General features: G+C 65.9%; 11 protein-coding genes. 7 read left to right on the top strand and 4 right to left on the bottom strand.

What is annotated here, in order from left to right; translation table 11 throughout:
• A partial coding sequence (locus tag HG543_RS45880; protein ID WP_211194613.1) for an alpha/beta fold hydrolase occupies nucleotides 1-392 on the bottom strand: 392 nt, incomplete at its 3' end.
• Nucleotides 393-522: 130 nt separating this feature from the next.
• Between HG543_RS45880 and HG543_RS45875 the strand changes: the two genes are divergently transcribed.
• The 6 genes from HG543_RS45875 (at nucleotide 523) to HG543_RS45850 (ending at nucleotide 5,051) form a co-directional block, all read left to right on the top strand.
• Complete coding sequence (locus HG543_RS45875; RefSeq protein WP_169351296.1) at nucleotides 523-717, top strand: hypothetical protein; 195 nt, start codon at nucleotides 523-525, stop codon at nucleotides 715-717.
• Between the two features lie 149 nt (nucleotides 718-866).
• On the top strand, nucleotides 867-1,331 hold the full coding sequence (locus tag HG543_RS45870) for a DUF4150 domain-containing protein (RefSeq protein ID WP_169351295.1): 465 nt from the start codon (nucleotides 867-869) through the stop codon (nucleotides 1,329-1,331).
• A gap of 39 nt (nucleotides 1,332-1,370) precedes the next feature.
• The gene (locus tag HG543_RS45865; protein ID WP_169351294.1) at nucleotides 1,371-2,561 is read left to right on the top strand and encodes a beta-ketoacyl synthase N-terminal-like domain-containing protein; all 1,191 of its coding nucleotides are present in this window, start codon (nucleotides 1,371-1,373) and stop codon (nucleotides 2,559-2,561) included.
• A 4-nt stretch (nucleotides 2,562-2,565) separates the two neighbouring features.
• The gene (locus tag HG543_RS45860; protein ID WP_169351293.1) at nucleotides 2,566-3,582 is read left to right on the top strand and encodes an AHH domain-containing protein; all 1,017 of its coding nucleotides are present in this window, start codon (nucleotides 2,566-2,568) and stop codon (nucleotides 3,580-3,582) included.
• A 51-nt stretch (nucleotides 3,583-3,633) separates the two neighbouring features.
• Nucleotides 3,634-4,230: an imm11 family protein gene (locus tag HG543_RS45855; RefSeq protein WP_169351292.1), complete on the top strand. Its 597-nt coding sequence runs from the start codon at nucleotides 3,634-3,636 to the stop codon at nucleotides 4,228-4,230.
• Nucleotides 4,231-4,250: 20 nt separating this feature from the next.
• Complete coding sequence (locus HG543_RS45850; protein ID WP_169351291.1) at nucleotides 4,251-5,051, top strand: Imm49 family immunity protein; 801 nt, start codon at nucleotides 4,251-4,253, stop codon at nucleotides 5,049-5,051.
• Between the two features lie 270 nt (nucleotides 5,052-5,321).
• On the opposite strand, the gene HG543_RS45845 is transcribed toward HG543_RS45850, so the two are convergent.
• The 3 genes from HG543_RS45845 to HG543_RS45835 form a co-directional block, all read right to left on the bottom strand.
• A complete protein-coding gene (locus tag HG543_RS45845) occupies nucleotides 5,322-6,716 on the bottom strand; it encodes an NHL repeat-containing protein (RefSeq protein ID WP_169351290.1) in 1,395 nt (464 codons plus the stop codon).
• Between the two features lie 415 nt (nucleotides 6,717-7,131).
• A complete protein-coding gene (locus tag HG543_RS45840) occupies nucleotides 7,132-8,532 on the bottom strand; it encodes a phosphatidylinositol-specific phospholipase C domain-containing protein (RefSeq protein ID WP_169351289.1) in 1,401 nt (466 codons plus the stop codon).
• Between the two features lie 222 nt (nucleotides 8,533-8,754).
• Nucleotides 8,755-9,210: a thioredoxin domain-containing protein gene (locus HG543_RS45835; RefSeq protein ID WP_169351288.1), complete on the bottom strand. Its 456-nt coding sequence runs from the start codon at nucleotides 9,208-9,210 to the stop codon at nucleotides 8,755-8,757.
• A 101-nt stretch (nucleotides 9,211-9,311) separates the two neighbouring features.
• Here HG543_RS45835 and HG543_RS45830 point away from each other — a divergent pair, with 101 nt between their 5' ends.
• The gene (locus HG543_RS45830; RefSeq protein ID WP_246357769.1) at nucleotides 9,312-11,015 is read left to right on the top strand and encodes a phosphatidylinositol-specific phospholipase C domain-containing protein; all 1,704 of its coding nucleotides are present in this window, start codon (nucleotides 9,312-9,314) and stop codon (nucleotides 11,013-11,015) included.
• Nucleotides 11,016-11,086: the final 71 nt, after the last annotated feature.

Below are 11,086 nucleotides of genomic sequence, written 5' to 3'. Positions count from 1 at the left end.
GGTGGGGAGGGCTCCGCGACGCCGCTCACCGCGGGGGCCACGAGCACGAGGCCACGCACGCGGTCCGGATGCGCGAGCGTGAAGTCGAGCGCCACCCGTCCCCCATGCGAGCAGCCCACCAGGACCGCCTCACGCGCGCCCACCGCGTCGAGCACGGCGCCGAGGTCGTCCACGTGGCTGAAGGGCTCGGGCGCACCACGGCTCTCTCCGAACCCCCGCCCGTCGTACGCGAGCGCGTGGTGCGTGGGCGCGAAGGCCGCGAGCTCCGCGCGCCACATCCGTCGGTCCGCCACGCCCGCGTGCAGGAACACCATGGCCGGCCCACGGCCCGCGCGCTCGCCCACGAGGCTCCACTGCCCCCGTGTGACTTCGAATCGCTCATGCATCGCCATGGCGTCAGCATAGTTCGTGGCCCCCACCCGCCGATGCAATCCCCATGGCGTCTTCTACCCGCGGGCTCGAGCCAGGGCGCCTTCGCGCCAGCACGGCATCATGGGGCCCTCCCGTTCGAGGCTCCGCACCATGGTCTCCCGCAAGAAGAAGAGCGATTCCGTCGCCGACCGCGAGCAGTTCGTCCTGCGCACCGCTGAGGCCCTGCGCGCCATCCCCGGCGTGGTCTCGGTGACGCCGGACGTGGCCGACCAGGTGCCGCCAGATGACGCGCAGCTCGCGGACCTGCGCCGGCACGCGGTCTCCGTGGAATTGGAGGAGGACTGACGCCGCGCGCGACTCGAGCGACAAGCTTGAGCAGTCCCACGAAAGTCCACGGGAGAGCCCACCTTCTTGCGGGCGCCACCCGGGGAGATTCCCAGCCTCCAAGCCGCGGATGCCGTGTGATACACTGGCCTCTCGTTCAAGGGGAAGCCATGCCCGTCAACACCGGTGTGAACAAGATGTCCGTGGTGACCAAGGACAGCGGCGGTGTCACCTCGGCCTTCCCGGACGTGTGCAAGACGCCCAGTCCGGCGGGCCCCGTCCCCATTCCGTACCCCAACATCGCCCAGTCCTCGGATACGGACAAGGGCACCAAGAACGTATCCGTGGCTGGCAACCCGGTGTGCGTCAAGGACTCCAACTTCAAGACGAGCACCGGCGACGAGGCGGGCACCGCCGGCGGTGGCGTGGCCTCCGGCAAGACGAAGGGCAAAGCCGAGTTCATCAACTACTCCTTCGACGTGAAGTTCGAGGGAAAGAACGTGGCACGCGCCTTTGACCTCATGCTCCACAACGACAAGAACACGCCGCCGTTCCCCGTCATGCAAGGGCCTGTCATGGCCATGAGCGACTCGGAGGAGAAACCCAAGTGCGGCGTGTGTGAGGAGGACATGTAGGCAGGTCCCAGGACGGAACACGGGAGCGCCTCCAGCCGCATGACGCCCGCGAGAATCCCTTCAGAGTCCATTGCCATTACCGGCCTGGGGCTGACGACCTCGGTGGGGCTGGACGTGGTCACGAGCTGTGCGTCCGCGCGGGCGGGGGTGACCCGATGGACGCAGCTCGATATCGAGGAGGCGGACCTCGACACGCTGGAGAGCATCCCCTTGAAGGGGCATGCCGTGGGCGGCTTCACCGATGGTTTCGAAGGGATCGGGCGGCTGCTCCGCTTGGGAGATGCGGCGCTGGAAGACCTGATTGCGTATGCGGGCCTTCGCTCCGAGCACCACATGCGTACGGGATTCTTCCTATGCCTCCCCGGCGGCTTTCACGCGCTCTGGCTCCGCCAGCTCCAGCTGCTGGGGGAAGGCCCCGCTCCGGACGAGGTGGCCTGGGAAGAGCTTCAGGCGCACTTCACCCAACAGCAGGAGCTCCGGCGAAGGCAGGAGGGCTACCTGGTCCCGTCGCTGCTGTCGCTGCGGAAGCTGGCCATTGCTCCCGCGCTGCGCTCCTGTTTCTTCGGAGGGCCCGCTGCCTTCTGCGAGGCCGTGGAACAGGCGGTGCGGCGAATTCGGTCTCACGAGCTGGACCGATGCATCGTTGGCGGCATCGATTCGTGCGTGTCCGGGCCCGCGCTGAAGGCCCTCCATGAGCTGGGTCTGCTGCGGACGGATGAAAAAGCCTCCGGCTTCTTCCCGGGAGAGGCCGCATCCTTCGTACTCCTGGAGCGCGCCTCCGTGGCCCGCGCGCGCGGTGCTCGCGTCGAAGGTCAGCTGGCAGGCGCCTCCCTCGTGAAGGAGCCCTCCAACCGGTTTTCAGAGGCCGTTCCCTCGGGCGCCGCGCTCACGGCAGCGGCAAGGAACTGCCTCGGTGCATCGAGGGCACGTCCAGAGCTGGTCATCGCCAATCTCAACGGCGACGAGTTCCGGGCTCGGGACTACGGAAATGCGTTCATCCGGATGCGGGACACCCTGCTGCACGAAGAGCCCAGACACTGGCATCCCCCGGCATCCTTCGGAGAACTGGGCGCCGCGACGGGGGCCGCCTCGGTGTGCATGGCCGTACGGGGCTTCGCACGTGGCTACGCGCGAGCCCACGCGGCCCTGGTGCTGCTCCTTGGCGATGACGAGGCCCGGGGCGCCGTGCTCATCGAGGACAGCCAACAGCCTTCAGGCTTGAAGAGGTGACGTCATGGCAGAGATCGATCCTCTTCGCGCTGCCTTCGAGCAGTACAAGGACCGCGCCGATAAGGCCCGGCAGGCCCGGGAAGAGGCCCAGCAGTCCCAGAAGCTGGCGGCCGGCACCCCGGACTCGCATCCGGAAGCCAAGGCACGCGCGGACGCGGAGGCCAACGCCGAGGGCAAGGCGAAGACCGCCGAGAAGAATCGCCACCTGGCCAAGATGGCCACGAAAGACAGCCATCAACACGGCGTGAACAACGGCTGTGTCTCCCGCTGCGTGTGGACGGATGCACGGAAGCCACCCTACGGCCAGCGAAAGTGCCTCTTCAAAGGGCATAACCACAAAGAGAATGCCATCACGTACCATCTGGCCAATGACTCGGGCTGGTACAACCTGAAGTTCCATGAGGAAGGCAAGCCCGAGCGCCAGAGGCTCGATGATGCACTGGGCTTCAAATACAAGCCCAAGCCCAATGAAACGAAGGCGGCCACGAAAGCGGGCAATCGGCTGAACCTCAGGATGCGCATGGCCGGCAAGAAGAAGGACAACAATCCCTTCCTGACAGCGGGGGCCTGGGACATGGGGCCGGAGGGCACCAAGAACTTCTGGCCCAATGCTGACAAGCCCTGGCCTCATGAAGCCCACCACGTCATCCCGACAGATGTCCTCTACCTCGTCTTCGAAGAGACGATCAGCCTGCTCCAGCAGTTCAAGTACAACGTCCACAAGGGCATCAACATCATCATCCTCCCGACGCAGCAGCTGATGGGCTGGGTCTACCTGCTGCCCGCCCATACCAACAGTCACAAGAAATACAGCGCGGAAGTCCAGACACGCGTCAGCAGCCTCGGCGATCAACTGCGCAAGGCGCAGAGCAAGAAAATTGACTGCCCGGAGACCGAAGGCAAGCCCTGGAGGAACCAGCTGGATGAACACTCCAAGCAACTGAGGGCATTGCTCCGGGCCAAGGGAAACCTGGGGCTGACGGGCAAGTTCAAGTATGTCACCGTGGATGATGCTCTTTGAACGGCCTTCGGCCTCCTCCCAGGTCTTCTCCGTCCCTTCCGGCCTCCCAGCATGAACGCGACACATTCCTACTTCATCTTGAATCAAACCATCAATGACGAGAACTGCCTCATTGATGACCTGCCACGGCCCTTGAAGAAGACCGCATGGGCCGCGAGCGAGGGAATTCGCATGGGGGACACCTATCCTTCGGGGGTCCGGTTGCAGATGTCCAACCGCTTCCGGGGAATGGTCGTTCCGGATCTCATCCCCAACACGCTCCTGAAACACATGGTCAGCGGCCGGCTCAAGGCATTGCTGGAAAAGGAAGCAGGGGTGGAGATCGAGTTCCTTTCCTTCGCGCTCTACAACCACAAAGGGCGCGTCGCGGCTCAGGACTGCTTCATCGCCAACGTCATTGGCACCCAGGACTGCGCCGACATGGCGAAGACGGAGGGAGAACCCTCCATCATCTCTCCCGGAAAGTTCGAAGCGCTCTTCAAGCTCGCGCTGGACCCCGAGCGCGTTCCGCCCGAGGCAAGGCTCTTTCGCCTGGAGGTCATGCCCCGGGTGCTCGTCATCCGTGATGATCTGCGTTCGGTGCTGGAGCAGAACGGCATCACCGGAATCCAGTACATCGCCATGGGCGAGCAGTGCCGTGTGGTCTGACCACGATGCCTGCGTGAGCCATGGACCTCGAGACGATTCAAGACAACGCCCAGTTCACCCTGGAGGCGGCCCTGGAGGAAATCTCCTCCCAGGGTGAGGGCGAGGGTTCTGGCCTTGCCTATCATGCGGCCGCGCTCATGTATCACCGCCTTGCGCTGTGCGCGCTGCTCTCCGAGGCACGTGCCGATCGATTCCAGTTCTACCTCTGCAAGTCCGGGCTCGTGCGGGTCCATCTGCTGCGGCTCGCCGCGAGCGGCCGCACCTTCCATCCCCGCACGACTTGCGCGAGCAAGAACTTCTCGTTCGCCGACGCGGTCGCCGCCGGGCAGCTGGAGCTGGCGGCGGAACTGGCAAGGCTGACACCGGACCGGTGCGACCCCCGGTACGAGTATGAGGATGACTTCCTGCTCCACCGGTTCATGCAGAAGTGCTTCCTGCATCTCTTCGCGGGAGAGGCGCATGACTTCCCAGCGCTGATGATGCGCTGGGCGCAGGTGGTCGAGGGCGAGCATGCGCCCTACCTCGAGGTGTGCCAGGCGGTCCTGCGCCGTGATGCCGGAGGCTTCGACGAAGCACTGCGCTCAAGCATCGAGGAACGCTCCCGCCTCTTTCGTCAGAAGGAGGCGTACTCCGAGGATGCACGCCGCACGGATGGCGCCCTATTCGTGAACGGCCTGACGCTGCTGCGGCTGGCGGAGCTCAGCGGGATGCCCACGCAGCGCGAGTACCCCAACATTCCCCGCTTTGCGAGAGTGCCTTCCGGCGCGCTGCCGCTATCACCCCGCTCGTGGCTGGAGCCAGACGAAGGGCGGCCCGCGTAGGGCGCTACCGTCGAGAACCAGGAACCCCTGCGGTGGCCCTCGCGCCGGAGAAGACCCGGCGCCAGGCATCTGCTCTGGCGCCGGACGCTCCGGCCCTTGGCCCTATTGGCGTTCGCAACTCATGTCTTGGATGGATTCGAATGCCGGACACCGGACTCTGCCCAGGCATGGAAGGTGATGGAGTGGGAGCCGGTCAGGACCGCGGGGCCGGAAGCCGCTGCCATCAGCGACCTCCGGCCCCGGAGCCTCACGTCTTACGCCGAAGGGACTTCAGTAGTCCCGGAACCGCGCGACGAAGACGTCGTAGTAGCCGGAGCCGCCCTGCGAGGAGAACGCGTCCCCGTAGAACCAGGCGTTGCCGGTGTAGCTGCCGGCCACGCGCACGTCCCCGGCGGCGTCCACCGCGATGCGCGTGTCGAAGTCGTAGCCCTCGTTCACGAAGCCCAGGCCCCACACCAGCGCGCCCGTGCCGTCCAGCTTCGCGACGTAGCGCTTGACGTTGCCCTCGAGGTCCAGCGGGCCGGCGCCCAGGTTGATGTAGCCCGTGAACTGGCCGCTGGCGGCGATGTTGCCCGCCGCGTCCACCGCCACCTGCGTGCCGAGCTGCGTGCCGGAGGCGTCCGTGAACTGGCGGCCCCAGGTGCCGTGGCCTGTGGGGTCCAGCTTCACCACGAAGGCGTCGGACGCGGACTGCGCCGTCAGGGAGACGGTGTCCACGGCCATGACGCCGCCGAAGCCGCCGGTGAGGACGATGTTGCCGGTGGCGTCCACGGCGATGCCATGGCCCACCTGGTCCACGGCGTCACCGAAGCGGCGGCCCCAGTTCAGGCCCCCCGTCTGATTGAACCGGCCGATGAACAGGTCCTGCCCGCCACGGCTGCGCATGGGGGTGCCGCCGAGCGACAGGAAGCCGCTGAAGCCGCCGGTGAGGAACACGTTGCCCGTGCTGTCCGCGGCCACGCCCAGCGCGCCGGGGGCCAGGGTGCCCTCCGTCGCCTCGAAGCGCTTGCTCCACAGGTGGCCGCCCGTGGCGCTCAGCCGCGCCAGGAAGAGGCCCTGGGTGCTGGACAGAGGGCCCCCTCCGAAGTCCAGCGTGCCATTGAAGAAGCCGGTCACGGCCACCCGGCCGGTGCCGTCCACCGTGATGCGCGGGCTCTCCACGTAGGCGCCCGGGAAGCCCCGGCTCCACACACACGCGCCCGACGCGTCCAGCTTCACCACGAACACGCTGCCGCGGGCCTGGGCCAGCGGGCCACAGCCGAAGTCCGGCGCGCCGTAGTAGTTGCCGGCGATGAGGATGTTGCCGGAGCCGTCCACGGTCAGCCTGCGCTCGTAGGACACGAAGCCGAAGTCGTCATCGCTGACGCCGGGGATGGCTCGGCTCCACACGTGCGCGCCCGCGCCGTCCAGCTTGGCGAGGAACAGGTTGTAGTAATAGTTGTTGGGCGGCAGCACGCCACCGCCGAGGGTGAAGGCCGTGCCGCCGTACTGGCCCACCAGCACGGTGCTGCCCGCCGCGTCCACCGCGACGTCCTCCGTCCACTGCTGCGCGGTGTCTCCGAAGCTGCGGCTCCACGTGTGCTTGCCCGGCTCCGCGGATGCGTCACCCGCCGAAAGGCCCACGGCCGCCGCCAGCATCGCTCCCAGTCCTTGACGCCAATACATTCTGGAGTGCTCCTCTTCAGGTTGAAGGATGTGCCCCCGCCGCGAAGTGCCTTCGCATGGCGGAGCGGCAGCATTGCTAGCACTCCCCGCTGACATGCGGCGCCGTCGCGCGGCGGGCGGGCACGCCCTCGGACTGTGGCACCGCCTACGCCGAGCCCCTCCCCTACCCGCACCTGCTCCCATCACACCTGCAAGGTGACGGTGTGGGCCAACCCCGCGGGGCCTGGGAGCTGTCGATGCCCCGCGGGCACCAATGAGCGCGGCCCCTCCACCTGGCAAACACGCCAGGGCTGCTCGACGGGCAGCCCTGCTGGTGGAGTACCTCCAGCGCTACACTCAACGTCCGGCTGTGAGGAAGGCCGTCTCGGGGTGAGGCACGGTGGAGCTCCGCGCGCTCGTGCTCACCGCTGCTGGCTCAGAGGTTGCTCTTGATGACGGCCTCGACCAGGTTGGAGCCGTTCACAACGTCTCCGACATAATCGATGTTGATGATATTTGCCTTGGGAAGCCCCATGGTCCTGGAATTGAAATAACGGGTGAGCTGGGGAGTATTCCTGAAGTGTTTCGCGTAGATCGAATCGGTGGCCAGCTTGAATTGCCAGGGCGTGTTGGTGTGGAGTATCCAGCAGCTCCCCTGCGGCCTGGTGTAGCGCTGGTAGGCGCCAAGAATGTCTTGCGCGGTGGCCGCCGCGTCATCGACGAACACACCGTCGAGATCCATGTGTGTTCCGCGTCCGGAGCTCCAGGGTGATGCGGTTATCGCCTGGCCGTCGCTGTTCGTGTAGGACCAGGACTGAGCCTGCCCCCAGGAAAAGAGCAGGAGGTTCTTGCCGAGGCCATACAGGAAGTCCGGGGTGATTCTGCTGAAATCTCGAGGAGCGCCGTTCGGGTCCTCGTAATTCAGATGATACGGGTGAAGCTTGTCGAAGACCAACTGCCAGGCACCCTTCAGCTTGTTGTCGAAGACGCCGGGTTGATCCTCGAGCAGCAGCGACACGAGCACCACTTCCCTGGGGTGCTTGCTCAAGAAGCTGCTCAGTTGGTCGACCGCGTTCTGCAAAGAGACGGTCGACCAATCCTTCCCATGGTAGATCTTCCAGGCTTTGTCTGTGTCCTGCCACGCCCGCAGATCGAAATAGCGTGAGCCCGCCATCAGCTGGTCGTAGATCTCCAGCCCTTGCGTCTGGCTCGTGACATTGCCCAGAGGCCGGCGGATCTGACTGCAGCCTGCATCGTGGCTGCCGGGGATGACGATCTCCGACAGATGCCGCGCGCCGATCGTGGCGTTGTTGTCTCTCATCCAGTGCTCATGCTTCGTGCTGAACCGGGCGGCCGGGATGAACTCGAACGTGATTTCGAATTCATTGCCGGACTTCCAATAGCCCATGTAGTCATCGTCGTAGGTATAGACGGGGCCATTGTCGCTGTAGCGGCGCACGAGGCATTCGTTGGAGTCGGGCAGGGGAATGAGCGTCAAGGCATAATTCTCGCCGGGTCCACCGGAGGAGTCGCCTTCGTGCCAGTAGCAATAGAACCCATTCTCCCCCGAGCCGCCCAGGAACCGTGCTCCACCGGGGTAGTTGAGGGCGCGCAGATATCGTGGTGCGGAGGCTGGTGGAGCGCCCTCTGGGAGGAGGCCCACCCACTGGACCGCCAGCACCCGGTCCTGCGGCGGGATTGAATTCTTGTCTATATAGCTTGCATACCCGTCTTTCGAGCCGAGCCCCAGCCAGCCTAGAAATTGCCGGTCTGGAGAGCCGTCAACGAACCGGCGCACCTTCACGTAATAGAGCTCACCGTCATAGTAATTGGCCATGCCGGCATCCTGAGCAAATCGCGGGCCATTCACTGTGGAGCCAACGATTCAGAGGGGCGGCTTCGGACATGGGCTGGAGCCGCGTGGCGGATGCGTGCCACGGGGACGCATCCGTGTGTCACGGAGACGCAAGTGCTCCCCCGCGAAGCGTGAGCCGCTCCTCGAAGGCGCCGGGACTTCGAGACGATGAACCGTGGCTGCCAGGCGCGGGCGCTCGCCGGGTCAGTCCCAGGCCAGCGGAGCCTGACACTCACCGCACTGCCGCTGCGCGAGGTCCAGCCACTCCAGCGCCTCGTCGAGCACACGCTGCGTGGGGCCGGAGTGGATGTCCACCGCCGCGTACAGCCCGCCGAAGCGGCTGGCGATTCCCAGGCGGCCCTCTCCGCCGAAAGCTTCCGCCAACGAGCGGGAGACCCGGCCCTCCACGTCCACCAGCGCACCTGGAGGCACTTGCACGCCGGCAGCGCCCTGGGGCACGACTGCCATCACCTCGGCTTCCCCGGTGCGCAGGCCCGGGGCGCGCTCCTGGAGTATCCGATGCAGCGCCTGGCAGACGTCACAGCCGGGATGCAGCAGGGCCACCAGCATGTCGCGCCGCTGCCAGGCATCCAGCGTGCCGCGCGGACCGCCGCCCTCCGCCTCGAGCCGGAACAGGGGCACCTCACCTCGCTCGTGCATCCGTCACCTCCTCCTTCCTCCATAACGACTGCACGGCAGGAAACCTTGACTCAAAGGCTTCTTCCGGAAAAACGAGGATTCCAGGTAGAAGGGAAGGTCCCATGACCCCTTCCCCACGTCCCACCGTGCGCCCACAAGGCGCGGCGATGTTCCTCGTTCTCGGGCTGCTCACCCTGGCCCTGCCCGCCTCCGCGGGCGGGCGTTACTACAACCACTCGGGCAGCATCGAGACGAGCCACCCGAACTGGATGGCCGCGTTCCCCGACTCGACGGGCCTCGCGTCCATGTCCCTGCCCGGAACGCATGACACCATGGCGTTCACGAACGCAGGTGGCGACCTGACGCAGACCCAGTCCCTGAACCTGCGGGCCCAGCTCGACGCGGGCATCCGGGCGCTCGACATCCGCTGCCGCCATATCAACGACGCCTTCACCATCCATCACGGCGTCGTCTACCTGAACGTCAACTTCACGGATGTCCTGACCACCGCCATCCAGTTCCTGAACGCGAACCCTCGCGAGACGCTCGTGATGCGCGTGAAGAAGGAGCACACGGAGGAGAACATCACCCGCACCTTCGCGCAGACCTTCGAGTGGTACCGGAACCAGCCCGCCTTCAGTCCCTACATCTGGCGAGGGAACTTCGTGCCCACCCTGGGCGAAGTGCGCGGGAAGATCGTCATCCTGGACGATTTCGCTGGCGGAGCCTACGGCATCCCCTGGTCGTCGCTGGACCTCCAGGATGACTGGACCGTGCCCTCCATTTTCGACATCGATGACAAGTGGAACAAGGTCCGCGCCCACCTGGATAGGACGAACACGGGCTCCCCCTCCACGCTGTATGTGAACTTCCTGAGCGGCTCGTCCGTGGGGGCCTTCCCCTACGTGGTGGCAGGTGGCGTGGGCGCGACCCGCGGGGTCAATGACTTCGCCATCGACTACCTGGTGGGCGCCCATGTCCAGCGCGCGGGAATCCTGATGATGGACTTCCCCGGCGCGGGGCTCATCGACGCCATCCTGGCCCTCAACTACCGGATGCTGCCCGCCTCGAGCAGCCTGCCCGCCGACCTCTCCACCATCTTCAGGAACATCTCCTACACCGTCGGAGGCGATGCCGCGAACCGCTGGAACGGAGTCCGTGCCTTCATCCACAACGCCGCGCCGGGACGGAACTGGCACGTCATGGCCCTGAAGCAGTCCTGGGGCGCATGGATGCACTACGACGGGACCTTCCTCCAGTCCGATGCCATGGATGGCTACACCCATATCGCCTTCACCTCGCGCACGGTGACGAGCGCGGTGAGCAAGAGCGCCCTGGAGAGCTATGTGAATGGGCAACTGAGCAGCCTGTCGGGGAGCGCGACGGACCGGGCCACCCAGCTCTTCAACCGCGTGAAGACGCGCTTCCCATTCCAGAGCTGGTCTGTCGTGGTGAAACAGGCCCCCGGCGGGCTCAGCAACTGGGCGTATGGGGATTATGGAAAGGCCGCCAAGCTCACGCTGGGCGACTACACCTACGCCGTCCAGGGGTACTCCGCGCAGGACGGCGTGTACCTCTACGAGCACGCGGACTACGAGGGCAACGTGCTGCGCCTCACGTCGAGCGTGGGCCGGCTCGGAGACCTCGGCTTCAACGACAGCCTGTCCTCCATCCTCATCATCGGCCCGTACCTGGGGACCTTCTGTGAGCATGACAACCAGACCGGCCGATGCTTCAGCACGTCCCAGGCGGTGAGCAACATCGGCAATGTCGCGGGCGGCCCCTGGAACGACGTGGTCAGCTCCGTGGGCGTCAGCCTCCGCTGAGCGGTCATCCCGCTCCCGTGCCGAAGGCCCAGAGCATGGGACGGAAGGGGCCCCTGTTGAGGGTGCGGGCG

It is taken from the genome of Pyxidicoccus fallax (assembly GCF_012933655.1).
Taxonomy (GTDB): domain Bacteria; phylum Myxococcota; class Myxococcia; order Myxococcales; family Myxococcaceae; genus Myxococcus; species Myxococcus fallax.
This window is presented reverse-complemented; position numbering and strand designations above follow the sequence as displayed.